Below are 18768 nucleotides of genomic sequence, written 5' to 3'. Positions count from 1 at the left end.
ATTGACTTTTGACTTTTGACTAATTGATAAACGATTTCAAAAGTGGGCAATTGTACTTTTTAAACGTTGACGTTGATTTGTAAATCGAATAAAAATTAACCAGCTCCTTGCCTGCTTTAAAAGGATTTTTGGCTTCTTCTTCCTCTGTAATCAACTCTGCATAATGATTGTAATAATTGCATTCAAAAATCATTAAACTGGCCATTGCTTTTTCGTTGCTGTTTTTAGACATTTTTAAAGCTTTCTCATAATACATTTTGGCCATTTTCAAATTGTAATAATTACCGTTTTGGTATTTCTTTTCATTCTCAGTATTATCTCCGTAAACATAATCTGTATACGATGCGCCGGAACTCCAATCATAAGATGTCATCATCCATGAATTTCCTAAATACGAAACATTAAAATACGCATGAGCTAATTGCAGATTACTGCTTGCTGTATTTTGTTTTTTCAGCTGAATTAATTTGGCTATAAAATCAGTTTTATTGAAACGATAATCGAATTTACGCTCTTCCTGTTTTTGCAGAATTTTAGGTGTAAAGGGATTTTCATTTAAATACGTTTTGTACTCATAATTCTTTTCCCAAAAATCCTGAGGCATGCTTGAAAAAGTTTCATAAGCCAATTCCAGATTATTGTTTCTAAAAGCAATTGTTCCTTTTAAATCTTTGTAATAATTACTATTTGGAGCAATTGTTCCAGAACAAATATATTTTTCAAAAGGCGTTTTATTTGTTTTCTGCTGTAAAGCCATTAAAAGATCAATGTCTTTTACCGATGCATTTCGGTCAAAATAGCCTATGTAACTAAAAAAGTACGGATTATTATAAGCAGAGTATTCTCCTTCATTTTTAATATCCGATTTCATCGAAAGCAAACCAGCTGTAACTACATCTCCTTTTTTATAAAAATCACTGCTTGCAATTCGGTATAAACTATATAAATTTTTAAATAATCCATGATCCGTTTCTATCAGATTTTCTACAGAATTAAAATAAGTATAAAGCTGGTTCTGAACTTTTTCATCCTTTAAATCATCTTGTTTTAATGAAACCAAAGCCAGCTGAATATTTTTCTGCATTTGTATTGAAGCATTGGCTTTATCAGAAATCAAATTAGTATATTTTTTTCCTTCGTCGACCTGATCATCAATAAAACATAGCTGGGCTATTGCTGCAGTGATATAATCTTTCTGCTCGCCCGAAGTTTGTTCGCGAATCGAAATCAGAAAATATTCTAATTCTCTTAAGTATAAAATATCTTTATTAAAATTTTCTTCTTTCGCTTTAGCGTAATTTTCATACCAATCTGTAGAACTAAAAGTTACTGAAGGAGTCCCGTCATTAGTATACTGAGGCGTAAAAATCCAATCTTCGAGTTTGTTCACTTCTCTTCCAATTAAAAAACTCAAAAACAAACTGTTTGGACTTAATTCATAAATTTCTTTAATAGATTTTAAATCCGGAGCTGGATTTCTAAGACTTTCAATAGCGAGAATAACACTTCGCTCTTCATCATTTTGGGCTAATGCCAAAGTTTCGTTGGTCAATTTCCAATTGTAATGCTGCAACACAGCAAAGGATTTTTCTTCGCAGGAATTAAAAACTTTACTAAGTAAATAATTTTGTAAAGGCAGATTATCAATACATAAGGCATTATAATACAACGCCCACGGTTTCAGGATTGTATTTGATTCAGAAGCAAAATAGGTATTATACAATTGAATAACATCTTGCTTTTGTTGTGCATAAAAATAATAACGAAGTGCTAAAAAAGCATAACGCTGTTTTAAAAAGGTATCCTTTGAACTTTTTATTTTCTTCTCAAAATCAAGATTATCTTTCAGTTCATTGCTATTATAACTTCCGCTTTGCCAATTACTTCTAATTTGTCCCCAGGATTCCCATTTCGTGTCCTGAACATTATTATATTCCAGCATTTTGGCCAGTAAAATATAATTTAAAAAAGCTTTGTTTTTAGACAACAGCAAAGCGTCAACAAATGTATTTTTTGCAAATACAGTTTTCAATGTCTTATTTTCAAAAGCAGTTTGAAACTGTTCAGAATCTGTTTCATATAAAATAACATGAACATCATCTGCATTTATATTATTACCCAATTTTTTCTTCCACTCTAAACAATTCTTTTCCTGATCGACACCCGAAACAGTATTGGTTGAGTAATAATAATCTGCTGAGTAGTAAAATGGCGTAAGTTTAAAAAAACCTTCTCTTTGTGCTTTAAACAAAGCCAAACGGCTGGTTTCAGGAGAAACCTGCCATCCGCACGCAAATGAAAACTGAACGCTTAAAACTAAAAGTAAACTGTTAAAAGCGCGCATAATAATTGGAGATATTTTCGGTTCCATAATCGTTTATGTATTTTTTATCAAAAGAGAAAAAAGTCACTTTTGTCTGATTATCAATCTGGATTTTGTTTTTAATAATCGAAATCATCTTGTCAAGTTCGCTGTCTGAAATTTTCTCAATTCTAATTTCATCACCATTTCTAAGATACGTCTGCCCGACTAAAACATCATCCTGTAAAACATATTTGGTATCTGAGGTTTTCTTTACTTTGCTTGTATCCTTTATCAACTGGGCATAATCAGACAAAATACCTTTAAACTGATTTCCTCTAAAGGCAACCGCCCAGCTGTATAATGGCAGTGCAATATCTAGTTTGAGTTTATAATCGCCATGCGTAATATATTGTGCTAATTCTTCGCTTGTTGCAATAGAATTTTTAGTCTGTAAATCGTCTGGTTTTGTAATATTATAGCACATCAGCAAACCCTTATCTACCGGCGGAATTCCGGCTTTTGAAGCATATTTATACTGCCACAGTCTTATGGTTGCTGCTATTTTTGAAGATGGCAGCTGGCTTTTAATTTGTTTTAATAAATAGAAATAATTCTTCTGAGATTTTTCGGTCCAGTCGCAGTCTATTAGAATTTCTTTAAATGCAACTTTTAATTTGGCTGATTCTGCAGATCTTACCGAATCATAATTTAAAGGTTTATAGTCTTTTTGCTTATAATAATCTTTTGGGTACACAATATTCGAAGCTATAATATCAGCTTTTGTGTCATTCATTTTTTTACCAATCTGTTCGATTCGTTTTGCCATCCTGACTGCCAGACTGTCTAACTGTTTCGTATCTGATTTTAAAACAACTTCATTCGTTATAAAAATACTCGGTGTGATTTCGGGATTGCTTTTATTAAACGAAATATCCCAAATAGTGGCAACAGGCAGCGGTTCTTTTGAGTACGGATTATAATCAACATCAAAAAAACGAACATACATGTGTTTTACATCTAGTTTATTTACCAGAGAATCGTCTTCTTCCTGAAAGTAAAGATTGGTTTTCCAGTAACAAAAGGAACGAATTACTTTGTGGTCATTTTCACGGTTTCCCGAGCTTAAAACGACAAAAAGCAGAACAAAAAAAGCATTTTTCATGATAATAAAAAACTTACAAAATATAGTTCAAAATTAGTATTAAAATTTATAACAATATGATTTATTTATGAACAACTTTTGCTTTGTATTCATACCTTTGCAAAAATTTTTATTTATGTCGAATATATATTTAGGATATCATTTTACAATTGAGCCAAAAGAATTGGGTTCTGAAATTTTAGTGGCTGAATTGGGCGAAAAAGCGTTTGAAAGTTTTACAGAAACTGAAAACGGAATTTCGGCTTTTGTGAAAAAGGATTTATGGGATGAGAATATTCTGGATGATATTTATATTCTACAATCTGAGGAGTTTAAAATTGAATATACAATTGAAGAAATCGATCAGGTAAACTGGAACGAGGAATGGGAAAAGAATTTCGAGCCAATTGATGTTGACGGTAAATGCCACGTTCGCGCTCCTTTTCATGAAAAAACAAATGCAGAATTTGATATTGTGATTGAACCAAAAATGAGTTTTGGAACCGGACATCACGAAACCACTCACATGATGATTCAGCATTTACTGGAAATGGATATTAAAGGTTTAAAAACGCTTGACATGGGTTGCGGAACTGCAATTTTAGCCATTTTAGCCGAAATGAAAGGCGCTGAACCAATCGATGCAATTGATATTGACAATTGGTGTTATTTAAATTCTATTGAAAATGCCGAACGCAATAATTGCAAACACATCTCCGTTTATGAGGGCGACGCAGCTTTATTGGCAGGAAAAAAATACGATTTAATTATTGCCAATATCAACCGAAACATTTTGTTGAATGATATGCAGGCTTATGTTGATAGTTTAAATCCAAAAGGAATTATTTTATTCAGCGGTTTTTATGAAGAAGACATTCCGTTTATCGATGCTTCATGCACAGAAAAAGGTTTGACGTATGTTAAAAAGTTACAAAGAAACAACTGGGTTTCATTAAAATACGTAAATTAGATAGTAATTACAAAGTACAAAAACTAGATAAGATGAGTACTAAAGAGAAAGTAAGAGAAAAAGTCCGCGAGAAAGAAGCGGCTGTGTTCAATAATGAAATCATTATGTATAACGATGATGTAAATACATTTGACCACGTTATTGATACTTTAATGCGCGTTTGTGACCATACGGCAGAACAAGCCGAACAATGTTCCTTAATTGTACATTACAACGGAAAATGCACTGTAAAAACAGGCCCAATAGAAAAACTTAAACCTCAATGTACACAACTTTTGGAAGCTGGACTAAGCGCTGAAATTGTTTAATTTACCAATAATTTAAAAAACATTCTATTTTATTTTATATTTGAAATAAAATAGAATGTTTTTTTATGGAAGAATATGGTAAAATATTAATTATTGCAATGCCTGTTTTTTTAGTTCTAATTGTAATTGAAAAACTTTACGGCATTTACAAAAAGAACGATACTGCTCCATTAATTGACAGCGTTTCCAGTATTAGTTCCGGAATTGCCAATTCTGTAAAAGACGTTTTAGGACTCAGTATTACTTTTCTTTCTTATGAGTGGATGGTTTCTAAAATTGCATTTTTCCATCAGGAAGCCACAGTTCTATCTTACATCATTGCCTTTTTTGTTATTGATTTCTACGGATATTGGAGTCATCGACTGGCACATCAAATTAACTTTTTTTGGAATAAACACGCCATTCACCACAGCAGTGAAGAGTTTAATCTTGCCTGTGCGCTGCGCCAGCCTATAGCGAGTCTGGTTAATTTATTTACTTTTCTGCTTATTCCTGCAGCATTGTTAGGAGTTCCGGCTTCTGTAATTGCCATAACACTTCCGCTCCATTTATTTTTACAGTTTTGGTATCATACCAAACACATTAAAAAAATGGGATTTGTAGAAAAAATTCTCGTAACGCCTTCGCATCATCGGGTTCATCATGCCATAAATCCTGAATATTTAGATAAAAACCATTCGCAGATATTTATTTTCTGGGATAAACTTTTTGGAACTTTTCAGGAAGAATTAGACGATGTTCCTCCGGTTTTTGGAATCACAAGACCTGCCAATACATGGAATCCGATAAAAATAAATTTTCAGCATTTAACTTTATTAATAAAAGACGCCTGGCGAGCCGAAAGCTGGAAAGATAAACTAACCATTTGGTTTAAACCAACAGGATGGCGGCCTGAAAATTTCGAAGAAAAATATCCGGTTAACAAAATCGAAAATGTATTTGATTTTGAAAAATACGGCACACAAAATTCTCAAAAACTCATTTATTGGTCAGTTGCCCAAATTTTAATTACACTTTTGTTTGTGAGTTATTTATTTGAGAATATTGCCAAAATTGGCCTGCCTAATATTTTCGTTTACGGGTTCTTTATTTTCATAACCATTTACAGCAGCTCTGAACTAATGGATAAAAGCAGATTTGCCATTGTCTGGGAAGGTTTTAGATTGTCTCTCGCGACAGCCGTAATTTTATTTTACGGCGATTGGTTTGGTCTTAATACCGTTTTTTCTTTAAGTAATTATATAATTTTAGGTTATTTAAGTGTATCTTTTTTAATAACGATTTACTTTGTAACTGTCGATTTCAAAACTAACCAAAACCAAACCATAAATTCACAAACCGCGTAATGAAAAATATTCTATTTTTTAAAATTTATACTGCATACTGCTTTATTTATCTGCTTCTTTTATATCTGGGATATGAAAGTTTAGACTGTTACCTAAAACCGGCTTTAATTCCGCTGTTAATTTTAGGCGTGTATTTTTCTAAAAGATTTCCAACTCAAAATTTACTTTTAACCGCATTACTCTTTTCCTGGATTGGCGATGTAATTCTGCTTTTTTCAGATATTGCCGAAATTTATTTCATTCTGGGATTAGTTTCTTTTTTAATTTCCCACATTCTGTATTGTGTGCTTTTTAACAGGCAGACCAAAGAAAAATTCAAACGAAATTCAATTACTTTTATATTTGGAAGTATTCTTATTGCCGTTTATTTAATTGGTATGCTTTCTGTTTTACTGCCTTCATTAGGCGATTTAAAAATTCCGGTTATCTTATATGCGAGCGTTATTTCAATAATGCTTTTGTTTGCTTATAACGGACTTTTAATATGGAAAACACCAGCCAATCAGCTGGTGTTTTTTGGGGCTTTGTTCTTTGTAATTTCAGATAGTATTTTGGCTCTCAATAAATTTTATATGCCGCTCAAAAAAAGTTCATTTATTATTATGCTTACCTATCTTGTGGCACAATATCTGATTGTAATTGGTATATTAAGACTAAATGGAAAAAAGGCTGAATAAATCTCTTTTTGATAAAGATTTAGATTAACGATTAAAAATCTTATTAATCTTTTAATCTGTGGCAAAACCTTTTTTACATTTGCATGACCAAAATAAACCTCAACCATGAAAAAAACAGCTCTTTTCATTATTCTATTAATAACTGCAGCTTCTTGTATAAGCACAAAATCGACTTTAAAAAATGTAGACGATAATGCTCCTGATTTAGTTTTAAATAAAAACAATACGTTTGTAATTTCACTATTCAGTAAAGACAAAAAGTATGGTTATAATCCTGATTATCCTGTAAATATATTTTTTAAAAATACCCGTGACGAAGCAACGAACGAAGTTCGTTTTTTAAATGCTTTAGCCGGACCAAACGGAGAAAAAATCACATATAAGCGTTTAGAAACCTGCTGCCCTTTTCCAACAAAAAGAAGCGATATGGGCGCCGGATTTTTAAATGTGTATGAATTAACCTGGGAAGGACAGAAAAAACCTGTAACGCTGTATTTAAATATTTATGAAAAAGGAATTTTAATGGTTCCGATGGGATTGACTTTAAAAAAGGAGTAAAATTTACAAGAATAAACTATAGTTAATCTGAAATAAAAATGCTTAATATACTGCCTTTACTGCTTATTATTTTCCCAGTTTTATCACAATTAATATTAGGAAGTTATTCAATCTATAAATCATCATCTTTAAAATTTAGTCCTGTTTCATGGATAAATTTTCTTCTTCAGATTATATTTTCTTTTGCTGCTTTTAATATTGCAGATTATAATCTTGCAAAACAATATGAGCCGCATCCTCTAAGATGCGGTATGCCGCTTGTAGCAATGGCGGCGGCTTGCTTCTTTTTTATTTTTATACTGATTATAATTATTGTAATTCAATTTTTAATTAAAAGATGGAGAGCAAAAAGAAACACAGTATAATCTAAGTCTGAAAAAGCAGTAAACTGCAAAACTGCAGAACATGATAAATATCATTTATTAGTTTCTTTTCATATTTTAATATTGCACCGGAAAAAGCATTTAATCATTCTTAAGAAATTTTAGAAATTCGTTACTGCTGCTAAGCCCCCTGTCAGCTATTCGTGTTCTTAAAATAATCTTAAATCTTCATCTGCTATTCATAAATCATGACTACCTTTGCAGTGCAAAAAAATAATTTTATGAACTTACAACATATTCCACAAATCAAGCATACTGAAAGCGGAAATTTCTTTTTATTGGCGGGGCCTTGCGCTATTGAAGGAGAAGAAATGGCTCTTAGAATTGCTGAAAAATTAGTTGGTATTACCGACAACTTACAAATCCCTTATGTGTTTAAAGGATCTTTTAAAAAAGCAAACCGTTCCAGAATTGATAGTTTTTCTGGAATTGGAGATGAAAAGGCTTTAAAAATATTAAGAAAAGTTTCAGAAACTTTTCACGTTCCAACTGTTACCGATATCCATACAAATGAAGATGCCGATATGGCTGCACAGTACGTTGATGTTTTACAAATTCCTGCATTTTTAGTTCGTCAGACAGATTTAGTTGTTGCTGCCGCTAATACAGGGAAAACAGTAAACCTTAAAAAAGGACAGTTTATGAGTCCGGAAAGCATGAAACATGCTGTACAAAAGGTTTTAGACTGTAATAACGAAAACGTTATGGTTACAGACAGAGGTACTATGTTTGGATACCAGGATATGATTGTTGATTTTAGAGGAATTCCTACTATGCAGCAATATGCATCTACGGTTTTAGATGTTACACACTCTTTACAGCAGCCAAACCAGACTGCTGGTGTTACAGGCGGAAGACCTGACATGATCGAAACAGTAGCAAAAGCGGGTATCGCTGTAGGTGTTGACGGTATTTTTATCGAAACACACTTTGACCCTGCAAATGCAAAAAGTGATGGTGCTAATATGCTTCATTTAGACTATTTTGAAGGTTTAATGAACAAATTAGTGGCTATTAGAAAAACTGTAAATGCCTTTTAATTTATAATACTTAAGTTCTTTGAAAACAAAAATTTTATTTTTCTTACTGGCTTGTGTTTCTTTAAACACATTTGCTCAGGAAGAAATTCCAGTACAAAAATACGCTGCTCACAACAAAGGTAAATTCTTTGTTATGTGGGGCGGAAACAGAGAAAGTTACTCAAAATCTGATGTAAATTTCCGTGGTAAGGATTACAACTTTACGGTTGAAAATATGTCTGCTCATGACAAACCAAAAGGATGGCATGTAGATTATATTAATCCTGCAAATATGACTATTCCTCAGACCAATTTAAGACTTGGTTATTTCTTTAGTGATCATTACAGTGTAACAATTGGTGTTGACCACATGAAATATGTAATGGCACAGAATCAAATCGCTAAAGTTAATGGTTATATTAATTTACCAGCAGATGACCCTGCTTCTATCTATAATGGCGACAGTGAATATTATAATAATAGACCTGTAGATATGTCTTTAAATGGAGCTGTAGAAGGTGGTTATGACAAAGGTGTAACTAATCCAAATGGTCCTGCTTTTTTAATGTACGAACATACAGATGGTTTAAATTACATTAATACTGAGGTTGCCAGATTTGATGATGTTTCTAAATGGTTTGGGCTGCCAAATATTGATAAAGTTCAGATTAACTTAACTGAAGGATTAGGAGCGGGTATTTTATATCCAAAAACAAATACTACTCTTTTAGGTAAAGAACGTCATGATGATTTTCATGTTTCTGGATACGGTGTTTCTGCAAAAGCGGGTCTAAATATTACTTTTTTCAAACATTTCTATGTTCAGGGAGAATTAAAAGGAGGCTATATCAACATGCAGGATATTAAAACCACAACAAGTAATGAAGATAAAGCTTCACAGCATTTTACTTATTTTCAACGAATTATTGCTGTTGGAGGAATCTTTAGAATCTAATTTCAGTTAGAAAATATATTAAAAATAGTTATCATTAATTTGGTAACTATTTTTTTTATTATTTACTTTGCAACTCAAAGTACTTTAATATTTATTTGAAATATGAAAAAGCAAAAATACATTTTCCTAATCATCACATTTGTGCTAAGCTTTGGTTTGGCATTATTTGTCGCAGTGAAGGTTTTCCCAAACAATCCATTTTCAAAAAAGAAAACTGAAAATATTGGATCTGATAAAATTAAAAGCGGTGATATTATATTTCAAACTTCACAGTCTCCTCAATGCGAAGCCGTTCGAATTGCTACTAATTCTAAATTTTCGCATTGCGGTATTATTTTTGACCTCAACGGGAAATGGTTTGTTTTTGAAGCTGTGCAGCCTGTAAAACTTACTCCATTTGATGAATGGATCCAGCACGGTAAAAACAATAAATATGTCGTAAAGAGATTAAAAAATGCTGAAACCGTTTTGACTCCGGAAGTACTTCAAAAAATGGAAAATTACGGCCAGCAGTTTGACGGAAAAGAATATGATGCTTATTTTGAATGGACTGATAATAGAATTTATTGTTCTGAATTGGTTTGGAAAATTTATAAAAATGCGGCAGGTATTGAACTATCAAAACTAAGAGAATTGAAAGATTTTAATTTAGAAGATCCGAGAGTCAAAAAAATTCTTAAAGAGCGTTATGGCAATGATATTCCACTTGAAGAAAAAGTTGTCGCTCCCTCTGACCTAGCCGATTCAAATTTATTAAAAACCGTAATAGACAATTATTAAGAAATCAGTTAAAAGCTAATTCTAAACCCGATTAGCTTTTTTATTTTATTTATATACTTTGAATTTCAAAGAACTTTTAACTAACACAACTATGAGAGATTATTTAATTGAAAAATTATACGAATGGACTAAAAAGCCGTATCAAAAATATTTTAAGAAAAACGAGCCCTGGAATATTGATAAAAAACAGCTGTTTCATTTTCCTAAAGATAGTTTAGGATATGGATTAGGAAATTTTCTATATAAAAATCATTTTGATATTCAGGAGAAATTGGAAGATCACGATATTATACATGTTCTTACGAATACGGGAATTTCTGTTTATGAAGAAATCGGCATGCAGTATTATCTTTTCGGAAATGGAAAAAGAAGTTTGTATTTGTATATGGTTATTTTATCCGGAACTCTTTTTTATCCCAAACAGATAAAGTATTTCGTTGAGCAGTATAAAAGAGGGAAACAAGCACATTCATTTCATTATCTGGATTTTTCAAAAATGCTTTCAATGCCTATACAATCTATTCAACAAACTTTTAATATTTAAGATCATGAAAACAATACACAATAAACACTTTGAAGAAAAACAATCTACGGAACTGGCTGTTGGAACTTTTATTATCAGTACACTTTTGTTTATGCTCTATATCATTTCAAATGAAAATCCGAATATTTTAGTAATTGCATGGCCGTTTGCGTTATCTGGAATAGTACTTAACTCGATTATGCTTTTTCATTTAACCGAAAGATTTATTCATTTACCGGAATATCGAAAAGATATTGGATTTAAGATTTTAATTATTCTTTCTAATGTTCCTATTACATTTTTGTATTATCTGGTGGTGATGAAAATTAATTGAGTTTTATGAAATAAAAAAAGCCGCAAGTATAACTCGCGGCTTTTTCTTTATAATCTATTTTTTAAATTTTAGTTTGCTGCAGGAATAACAATTCCGGTTTGGTCAATTAAATATAATAATGACGTCATTGTTGCTGCACCTAATTCTAACTCTCTTTTGTTAATGGCATCAAATTTATCGTTTGCTGCGTGGTGGTAATCAAAGTAACGTTGTGAATCTGGTTTTAAACCTGCTTTAACGATCGCTTTAGACGTTAAATGACTGATATCTGAACCTGCGTGTCCAATTGTAAAACTGTGTACTAAATAAGGCTCAAAAAAGTCTTTAAATCCTTGTATTTTTTTCAAATTAACATCGTCGGCTTCAATAGAAAATCCTCTTGGAGAAAATCCGCCTGAATCACTTTCTAATGCAAAAATGTGATTCTCTTTATTTTGCTTTGAAATTTCTTCGTATTTAGCACCGCCTTTTCCGCCGTTTTCTTCATTCATAAACAATACTACACGAATTGTATTCTTTGGTTTGTAGTTTAGGTTTTTAAGAATACGAATTGCTTCCATACTCTGTACTACTCCTGCTCCATCATCATGAGAACCATCAGCTAAATCCCAAGAATCTAAGTGACCGCCCACAACCATAATGTTTTCAGGGCTTACTGTTCCTGTTAATTCTCCAACAACGTTATGCGATAATACATCTGGCAGCGTTTCGCAAGACTGTTTGAAATAAAATTTTAAAGCTGGATTTGCTTTCAAGGTTTTACTTAACAATTCAGCTCCGTTTGTACTAATTGCAGCAGTTGGAATATATTGTTCTTTTGGTAAATCACCATAGCTTTGTGCTCCTGTATGCGGGAAATCATCTAAACGCAAATTCATAGAACGAACAATTGTTCCTACTGCTCCAAGTTTTGCAGCTTCTTTAGCACCGGCATATCTTTGGTCTACACATGCACCGTATGATGTAAAAGTTTCAATGTTTTCAGGATTCATTGGTCTGTTATAAAACACGATTTTTCCTTTTACTTTATCAGCACCAAGTTCAGCTAATTCTTTAATTCCCTGTACTTCGATTATTTCTGCTGTAAGTCCTGTTTTTGGAGTTGCAACAGATCCTCCTAAAGCGCAGATTGGTACATTAGTTTTTACTTTTCCGTCTAAGATATAAGCAGTTTCTTTTTCACCGCGTACCCAGTGAGGAACCATAACTTCTTGTAAATATACTTTATCCAGACCAATGCTTTCTAATTGTCTCTTAGTGTATTCTACTGCTTCTGCAGCACCTTTTGATCCAGACAAACGGCTTCCAATATCGTTCGAAAGGTATTCTAACCAAGAATAACATTTCGCTTCTGTTAAAGCTTTTTTGTAAAATAATTTGATGTTTTTTTCATCATTTGACTGCGCAAATAATGTCAATCCGTTTAAAACTAACGCAGTTAAAAGAATTGTTTTTTTCATAGTTTTTTAGCATTTTGGGTTTCTTCCAATTTCTTGGCTTATTTCACAAAGAAACAAAAATTCTATAAAATTGTCAGAGTTTTTCCATATCCTTTCTCAAAAAAAAACTCTAATTACAAACCTGTTAGTTTATAATTAGAGTTTTTATGTTTTTAATAAAATAAAGCTATTTTACTTCGATAATTTTATTTTTCGTTCCTATTCCGTTTTCATTAAAAGGCTCAATTGTAAAATAGTATTTTGTTCCTTTATCTAACCCTCTAAAGTCATAAGAATTGTCGCCGTAAACCATAATACTGTTGTATAATTTATCTGGTTCAATTCCGTAATAAATATTGTATCCAACGGCATCATTTTGCTTTTTCCAAGAAATCATGGCGTTTCTGGAATCGGTTTTATTTCTGTCTACTTTAAAAGAAGCAACAGCTTTTGGTTTTGCTGCTAATCCGTTTCCAAAAATCCTGAAATCAGAAATCGCAAATAATCCAGATGCATTATGAATGTTTTCCATCTTAATATAACGCGCTTTAAATGATTTTGTAAGTTCTACATAGTCATGAGGCGCATCTTTATCATTTCTGGATTTATCAACCACCAAAGTCCAGTTTTGAGCATCATCAGACATGAATATTTTATACTGGTAATAAATATCCATTGCTTTATTAAACTGTGTCGCTTTATGATCGGCATAATTAATCTGCAGCGCATTTATCTCCATCGGTCTTCCTAAATCCATTTGCAGCCATTCGCCAGCATTACTTGTTTTAGCTGACCAATAGGTTTGAATATTTTCATCTGTAAGGTTTTCTGGCCCATAACAGAATTTCTCATATACTTTTTTCCCTCCGTTATCCATTCTGTGCGTTTCTACTTCCATACATTCTTCAGAAGAAGAAACAGTTACAGGCTTTTTATACGAAAGCAGCATCCAGCCAGATGAAGCTCCTTTGGTTTGGTCGCGCTGGCTTGTTGGCAATACAATAGGGAAATCTCCATAAGCAGTAATAGAATACATTACATCATCTTTATCAAATCCTGCCGGGAACATATCTATACGGCGTTCAAAACGATCTTTGATTGAAATTTTACAGGTTCCTGTATTCCAATAATTTCCATAATTATCAGCAAAAGTATTTCCGTGTCCGGCTCCAATTACGAATCCGCCTGGTTTATAAGACATTGGGTTGTGTTTTTGATAGGTAAATGGCCCAAGCGGATTATCTCCAACATGAACTCCATTTGCATAACCTTTAAATTCTGTTGCCGGCGCACCATACTGCATGTAATATTTTCCGTTGTGTTTGGTCATCCAGGCTCCTTCGATAAAATTCCCCCAAGGTGCAGGTTCCATATCATTGTTTGGTCCAAAACGTTCCCATCCGTGTTGAGAAGGTTCTAAAATTGCAACTTCTTTAATTTGTCCGTATGGTTTTTGAATATCTTCAACTTCTGTCGCTTTGTACAATGTTGCATAATCTGCCTGATTTCCTTTTGGAAGCCAAGTTTTATAATCAACTTCAACGCCCACTAAAGGCAATTTTCCGCTTGAACCATAATACATGTAGACTTTTTTATCATCATCCTGAAAAATAGCAGGATCCCATGTTGGGAGCATTGCCTTATCTACGTGACGTGTCCATCTTCCTGATTTTGGATCGGCAGTTTTCCAAATTGGATGATCTCTTTTCCAGGTTGAACCTACATAAAATAAAGTGTCATTTACTACCCAAGCCGCTGGCGCGCATTGGTCATCGTCGCCTGGCTGTCTTTGAAAACTTCCGTAAACAAAATTCCAGTCTGACATATCTTTACTCCAAAAAAATCCTGCCTGATTGGTTGCAAATAAATAATATTCGCCTTTATAAGTTATAATTACAGGATCGGCGCTTGAACGGCGTGATTCTGGAATTCCGTTATGATTGTGTGTCGTGAAATTATAACCTATGTTAATTGGATTACAATAAGTTGTTGCGGGTTTTGATGGATCAAACCATTCCGTTTTACCCGAATTTTGTGCCGAAAGGTTTTGACTAAAAAATATCAAAACCCATAAAACAGGCAGTGCAAGTTGTTTATATATATTTTTCATGGTTGATTGTTTGTAAAGTTTGAAAGCTTACTTTTTTGCTTTTAATCTTTCACTTAAAAGTTCTGGCTCGTTGGTTGTAATGTAATTGAATTTATGCTCAATAATCCAATCCATATCTTTAGCATCGTTAACAGTCCAGGCATTTAGAATAATTTTGTTATCCTTTGCTTCCTGTATCCATTCTGGATGTTTTTGAAAAACAGAATAATGATAATCAACGCCATTAATTTTATCTGCTTTTACTTCTTTTGGAGATTTATTTCCTTCTAAATACTGCAGGGAAGTTTTAGAATCAATTTCTCTGATTTTTTTTAGAATATCATAATCAAAACTGATGTAGCAGGTGTTTTTATTGGCTTTTAATTTTTTAATGGTTTCGACTGCTGCTACACCCGTTTTTTGTCCTCTTTCTTTACTGATTTCCGAAGGTTTAATTTCGCAAACTAAAAGTGTCTGCTTGTTATTTCGCATTCCTTCTGAAATGTATTCGTGAAGGGTTGGGAGTTTTTCTCCGTTTGAAAGTTTAAACTTTATCAAATCTGCATAATTTGTTTCTTCTATAAGCAGTTTGTTGTAATGGGCATCATGATTGATTACAAGTGAATCATCTGCTGTTCTCCAAACATCAAACTCTGATCCTGGCAATTTTAAATCTATTGCATGTCTTAATGATGCAATAGAATTTTCAGGCAGATTATTTTTTTTCCAGGCGCCGCGATGAGCAACTATCGCATTTTTTTGGGCATTGCAATATGAAAAAGCGATAAGACATATTGCACTAAATATTTTTAGAGTATTCATTATAACGTAGTTAAAAAATTACAAAAATGGCTCTTCAGTTTAAAAAAAAGCCCTCCAAACGAAGGGCTTTTAACTAATCAATAAACCAACTATTTAGTTAACTCAAAACTAACTTTCTTATCGGCATTTGAATTTCCTCCAACGAAAATATCAAACTGTCCAGGCTCTGCTGCAAATTGCAAATCAGAGTTATAAAATTTTAAATCTTCAACCGTAATATCAAAACTTACGGTTTGTTTTTCACCTTTTTTAAGTGCTATTTTTTGGAAACCTTTTAATTCTCTAACTGGTCTTGTTACTGAACCAACTAAATCTCTAATATATAATTGAACTGTTTCTTTTCCGTCAAAATTTCCTGTATTAGTTACATCAACTGTTACTTTCAATTTTCCAGATGGATTCATTTTATCAGAAGAAATTTTCAGGTTTGAATAATCAAAAGTCGTATAGCTTAAACCAAATCCGAATGGGAATAAAGGCTCGTTTCTTTCGTCAATATAATTTGATCTGAATTTTTCGAATTTACCTTCTGTATTAGAAAGTGGTCTTCCTGTATTTTTGTGCGCGTAGTAAATTGGCAGCTGCCCAACACTTCTTGGGAAAGTTGAAGTCAATTTTCCTGAAGGATTTACATCTCCAAATAATACATCAGCAATAGCATAACCAGCTTCTGTACCTGCGAACCAAGCATTTAAAATTGCCGGCACTGTTTTTTCTTCGTCTGTAATTACTAACGGACGTCCGTCAAATAAAACTAAAACAACTGGTTTTCCTGTTTTTAATAAAGCGTTTAATAAATCTTTTTGCGCTTGTGGAATTTCTAAGTTTGTACGGCTGCTAGATTCTCCGCTCATTTCTGCAGATTCTCCTAAAGCTGCCACAATCACATCTGACTGTGCTGCAACTTTTAAAGCTTCTGCTAATAATTCTTCTTTTGAACGAGCATCACGGTGTAATGTTTTACCAAACATTGTCGCATTGGTTTCAAAAGTTTCATCGTAATCTAAATTGCTTCCTTTTGCATATAAAACTTTAGTTCCAGCTCCGGCAAATTCTTGAATACCTCTCAATAACGAAACGGCATTTTCCATTTTTGTAGCCACACTCCAGGTTCCTGGCATGTTTTCTTTTGCATCTGCCAATGGTCCGATTAAACCAATTGTTCCAGATTTTTTAAGTGGTAAAAGCTGGTTTTGGTTTTTTAATAACACTAAAGATTGTGCTGCAATTTCACGTGCTTCTTTTCTGCTGTCAGTTGTGAAGATTTCAGTTTTTGCTCTTTTCTCATCACAATATTTGTATGGGTCCTGGAATAATCCTAAATCGTATTTTGCTTCTAAAATAAGTTTTACAGCATTATCGATTGTTTCGATTTTTACTCTTCCTTCGTCTAAAGATTTTTTCAAAGTTCCTAAGAAACCTTCTCCAACCATATCCATTTCAACCCCAGCATTTAATGCTAAAGCAGAAACATCTTGAAGATTCCCCATTCCGTGTTCGATCATTTCAGGAATTCCTGTAAAATCAGTTACTACAAATCCTTTGAACCCCCATTGTTTTCTTAAAACATCTGTCATTAACCATTTGTTTCCAGTTGCTGGAATTCCGTCAACTTCGTTGAAAGAAGCCATAACCGAACCTACACCAGCATCAACTGCCGCTTTGTAAGGAGGGAAATAGTCATTAAACATTCTGATGTGGCTCATATCAACCGTGTTGTAATCACGTCCGCCTTCTGGAGCTCCATATAATGCAAAGTGCTTAACACAAGCTAAAATTGAATTGTTTTTTGAAAGATCATGCTGCTGATATCCGTTTACCATTGCTTTTGCAATCTGGCTTCCTAAGTATGGATCTTCTCCTGAACCTTCAGAAACTCTTCCCCATCTTGGATCACGAGAAATATCAACCATTGGAGAAAATGTCCAGTTGATACCGTCTGCACTTGCTTCTTTTGCAGCAATCTGAGCACTTCTTTCAATTAAGCCCATATCCCAGGTACAAGATAATCCTAACGGAATTGGGAATGTTGTTTCGTAACCGTGAATTACGTCCATACCAAAAAGCAGCGGAATTTTTAAACGGCTTTTTTCAACCGCAATTTTCTGTACTTCTTTAATTTTTTGAACTGATTTAATGTTAAACAAACCACCCACTTTTCCTTCAGCAATGTTTTTTGCCACATTTGAGCTGTTTGCCTGCCCTGTGGTAATATCACCAGATGTTGGCAGGTTTAACTGACCCAATTTCTCGTCTAAAGTCATTTTTGACATTAACTCCGCCACAAATTCAGACTTTGGTTTAATTTTCACTGTATTTTTAGCCGGCTTTTTTTGAGCGTAACCCAAAACAGCGCATCCTAAAAAAAGTAAGACTAATTTGTTTTTCATTCTATTTTATTTATTTGTTTGTATTTGTTTTTTTCTGCTGGAACATCCAATCGTAGATTTCCTGATTATCATACACTTTTGTCCAGCTGTCATGATTTGCATCATCAAAAATGGTAAGCTTTACATCTTTTGCATTACACTTTTTTAATTCTTTGTAAATCGTGATTGCATAATTCACGTTTACCACATCATCTAATAATCCGTGGAAAATTCTGGTAGGAATATTGGCTATTTCACAAGCGTGTTCTAACTGAATTAAATCTACAAAGCCAGCGACAGGTACGTTTGCTGCAAATAGATCCGGATGTGCAAAAGCCAAATTCCAAGAAGCCCAGCCTCCTGAGCTCAAACCAGTAACATATATTCTGTCTGAATCGATTTTATTTTCTTTCTGAATTTTTAAAATCAGCTGATAAATCGATTCTATATCCCAGTTCTCATCTTCCTTACATTGCGGAGCCAGAACATAGGCGTCTAATTGATGCGTTTTTAAATATTTTAACGGACCATGAACTTTTACTTTTTCAAGGTCTGTTCCTTTTTCTCCATCTCCAGAAATAAAAACTATTAGAGGCTTTTTCTCTTTTGTATTTGCCGGTTTATGCAAGACATAACCAAGCTCATATTTAGACATTATAACTGTATTGATTTTCCCTGTTGTTTCGGTCTGTCCAAAAACAACGATAGAAAGTAACAGAAATAAAAATGCTAATGTATTTTTCATAGAAG

At 33.1% G+C, this 18768-nt stretch carries 18 protein-coding genes; 11 read left to right on the top strand and 7 right to left on the bottom strand.

The features are described from left to right. Window positions 1-19: 19 nt before the first annotated feature. Window positions 20-2371, bottom strand: coding sequence for a hypothetical protein (locus ACTJIW_RS17315; protein WP_440716034.1), 2352 nt, complete (start codon window positions 2369-2371; stop codon window positions 20-22). Next, on the bottom strand, window positions 2331-3467 hold the full coding sequence (locus ACTJIW_RS17310) for a hypothetical protein (RefSeq protein WP_440716035.1): 1137 nt from the start codon (window positions 3465-3467) through the stop codon (window positions 2331-2333). Before ACTJIW_RS17310 ends, ACTJIW_RS17315 begins: the two co-directional genes overlap by 41 nt. 115 nt (window positions 3468-3582) lie before the next feature. Between ACTJIW_RS17310 and prmA the strand changes: the two genes are divergently transcribed. The 11 genes from prmA (at window position 3583) to ACTJIW_RS17255 (ending at window position 11299) form a co-directional block, all read left to right on the top strand. Next, window positions 3583-4416 (top strand): 50S ribosomal protein L11 methyltransferase, encoded by an 834-nt coding sequence (gene prmA / locus ACTJIW_RS17305; RefSeq protein ID WP_440716036.1) that lies wholly within the window; start codon window positions 3583-3585, stop codon window positions 4414-4416. A gap of 32 nt (window positions 4417-4448) precedes the next feature. Next, the gene (locus ACTJIW_RS17300) at window positions 4449-4724 is read left to right on the top strand and encodes an ATP-dependent Clp protease adaptor ClpS (protein ID WP_012025489.1); all 276 of its coding nucleotides are present in this window, start codon (window positions 4449-4451) and stop codon (window positions 4722-4724) included. 65 nt (window positions 4725-4789) lie between these two features. Continuing rightward, window positions 4790-6070: a sterol desaturase family protein gene (locus ACTJIW_RS17295; RefSeq protein WP_440716037.1), complete on the top strand. Its 1281-nt coding sequence runs from the start codon at window positions 4790-4792 to the stop codon at window positions 6068-6070. Beyond that, window positions 6070-6747 carry a lysoplasmalogenase gene (locus tag ACTJIW_RS17290; protein ID WP_440716038.1) on the top strand — a complete coding sequence of 226 codons (678 nt, stop codon included), beginning with the start codon at window positions 6070-6072 and terminating at the stop codon, window positions 6745-6747. The genes ACTJIW_RS17295 and ACTJIW_RS17290 overlap by 1 nt, the downstream gene beginning before the upstream one ends. A 105-nt stretch (window positions 6748-6852) precedes the next feature. After that, window positions 6853-7305, top strand: a complete 453-nt coding sequence (locus tag ACTJIW_RS17285; protein WP_274253087.1) for a 2-dehydro-3-deoxyphosphooctonate aldolase — start codon at window positions 6853-6855, stop codon at window positions 7303-7305. Between the two features lie 38 nt (window positions 7306-7343). Next, window positions 7344-7670, top strand: a complete 327-nt coding sequence (locus ACTJIW_RS17280; RefSeq protein ID WP_440716039.1) for a hypothetical protein — start codon at window positions 7344-7346, stop codon at window positions 7668-7670. Window positions 7671-7909: 239 nt separating this feature from the next. Further along, window positions 7910-8728, top strand: coding sequence for a 3-deoxy-8-phosphooctulonate synthase (gene kdsA, locus ACTJIW_RS17275; protein WP_044047846.1), 819 nt, complete (start codon window positions 7910-7912; stop codon window positions 8726-8728). Between the two features lie 19 nt (window positions 8729-8747). Next, window positions 8748-9662 carry a hypothetical protein gene (locus tag ACTJIW_RS17270; protein ID WP_121361628.1) on the top strand — a complete coding sequence of 305 codons (915 nt, stop codon included), beginning with the start codon at window positions 8748-8750 and terminating at the stop codon, window positions 9660-9662. Window positions 9663-9764: 102 nt separating this feature from the next. Continuing rightward, window positions 9765-10442 (top strand): YiiX family permuted papain-like enzyme, encoded by a 678-nt coding sequence (locus tag ACTJIW_RS17265; RefSeq protein WP_440716040.1) that lies wholly within the window; start codon window positions 9765-9767, stop codon window positions 10440-10442. 91 nt (window positions 10443-10533) lie between these two features. Next, window positions 10534-10986: a Coq4 family protein gene (locus tag ACTJIW_RS17260; RefSeq protein WP_149207727.1), complete on the top strand. Its 453-nt coding sequence runs from the start codon at window positions 10534-10536 to the stop codon at window positions 10984-10986. Between the two features lie 4 nt (window positions 10987-10990). Then, a complete protein-coding gene (locus ACTJIW_RS17255; protein ID WP_149207728.1) occupies window positions 10991-11299 on the top strand; it encodes a hypothetical protein in 309 nt (102 codons plus the stop codon). Window positions 11300-11367: 68 nt separating this feature from the next. Here the strand turns inward: ACTJIW_RS17255 and ACTJIW_RS17250 are convergent, their stop codons facing one another. From ACTJIW_RS17250 to ACTJIW_RS17230, 5 genes are all read right to left on the bottom strand, one after another. Continuing rightward, on the bottom strand, window positions 11368-12759 hold the full coding sequence (locus ACTJIW_RS17250) for a M20/M25/M40 family metallo-hydrolase (protein WP_073409169.1): 1392 nt from the start codon (window positions 12757-12759) through the stop codon (window positions 11368-11370). Window positions 12760-12925: 166 nt separating this feature from the next. Next, entirely contained in the window at window positions 12926-14848 is a 1923-nt protein-coding gene (locus tag ACTJIW_RS17245) for a discoidin domain-containing protein (protein ID WP_440716041.1), read from the bottom strand. A 27-nt stretch (window positions 14849-14875) separates the two neighbouring features. Beyond that, window positions 14876-15649, bottom strand: coding sequence for a glycerophosphodiester phosphodiesterase family protein (locus ACTJIW_RS17240; RefSeq protein WP_440716042.1), 774 nt, complete (start codon window positions 15647-15649; stop codon window positions 14876-14878). Window positions 15650-15738: 89 nt separating this feature from the next. Next, on the bottom strand, window positions 15739-18039 hold the full coding sequence (gene bglX, locus ACTJIW_RS17235; protein ID WP_440716043.1) for a beta-glucosidase BglX: 2301 nt from the start codon (window positions 18037-18039) through the stop codon (window positions 15739-15741). Window positions 18040-18049: 10 nt separating this feature from the next. Continuing rightward, entirely contained in the window at window positions 18050-18763 is a 714-nt protein-coding gene (locus ACTJIW_RS17230) for a prolyl oligopeptidase family serine peptidase (protein WP_012025503.1), read from the bottom strand. Window positions 18764-18768: the final 5 nt, after the last annotated feature.

Source organism: Flavobacterium sp. 22659 (assembly GCF_052044235.1).
In the GTDB taxonomy this organism is placed as follows: Bacteria; Bacteroidota; Bacteroidia; order Flavobacteriales; family Flavobacteriaceae; genus Flavobacterium; species Flavobacterium johnsoniae.
Note: the sequence above shows the minus strand (reverse complement) of the source record. Positions and strands in the feature narration are given on the sequence as shown.

Bases quoted from the DNA above. Each gene is read 5' to 3' on its own strand.
- ACTJIW_RS17240 (WP_440716042.1), bottom strand. From the start codon at position 15,649: ATGAATACTCTAAAAATATTTAGTGCAATATGTCTTATCGCTTTTTCA.
- ACTJIW_RS17255 (WP_149207728.1), top strand. From the start codon at position 10,991: ATGAAAACAATACACAATAAACACTTTGAAGAAAAACAATCTACGGAA.
- kdsA (WP_044047846.1), top strand. From the start codon at position 7,910: ATGAACTTACAACATATTCCACAAATCAAGCATACTGAAAGCGGAAAT.
- ACTJIW_RS17265 (WP_440716040.1), top strand. From the start codon at position 9,765: ATGAAAAAGCAAAAATACATTTTCCTAATCATCACATTTGTGCTAAGC.
- ACTJIW_RS17295 (WP_440716037.1), top strand. From the start codon at position 4,790: ATGGAAGAATATGGTAAAATATTAATTATTGCAATGCCTGTTTTTTTA.
- ACTJIW_RS17315 (WP_440716034.1), bottom strand. From the start codon at position 2,371: ATGGAACCGAAAATATCTCCAATTATTATGCGCGCTTTTAACAGTTTA.
- ACTJIW_RS17260 (WP_149207727.1), top strand. From the start codon at position 10,534: ATGAGAGATTATTTAATTGAAAAATTATACGAATGGACTAAAAAGCCG.
- ACTJIW_RS17230 (WP_012025503.1), bottom strand. From the start codon at position 18,763: ATGAAAAATACATTAGCATTTTTATTTCTGTTACTTTCTATCGTTGTT.
- ACTJIW_RS17250 (WP_073409169.1), bottom strand. From the start codon at position 12,759: ATGAAAAAAACAATTCTTTTAACTGCGTTAGTTTTAAACGGATTGACA.
- ACTJIW_RS17290 (WP_440716038.1), top strand. From the start codon at position 6,070: ATGAAAAATATTCTATTTTTTAAAATTTATACTGCATACTGCTTTATT.
- prmA (WP_440716036.1), top strand. From the start codon at position 3,583: ATGTCGAATATATATTTAGGATATCATTTTACAATTGAGCCAAAAGAA.
- ACTJIW_RS17285 (WP_274253087.1), top strand. From the start codon at position 6,853: ATGAAAAAAACAGCTCTTTTCATTATTCTATTAATAACTGCAGCTTCT.
- bglX (WP_440716043.1), bottom strand. From the start codon at position 18,039: ATGAAAAACAAATTAGTCTTACTTTTTTTAGGATGCGCTGTTTTGGGT.
- ACTJIW_RS17310 (WP_440716035.1), bottom strand. From the start codon at position 3,467: ATGAAAAATGCTTTTTTTGTTCTGCTTTTTGTCGTTTTAAGCTCGGGA.
- ACTJIW_RS17280 (WP_440716039.1), top strand. From the start codon at position 7,344: ATGCTTAATATACTGCCTTTACTGCTTATTATTTTCCCAGTTTTATCA.
- ACTJIW_RS17245 (WP_440716041.1), bottom strand. From the start codon at position 14,848: ATGAAAAATATATATAAACAACTTGCACTGCCTGTTTTATGGGTTTTG.
- ACTJIW_RS17300 (WP_012025489.1), top strand. From the start codon at position 4,449: ATGAGTACTAAAGAGAAAGTAAGAGAAAAAGTCCGCGAGAAAGAAGCG.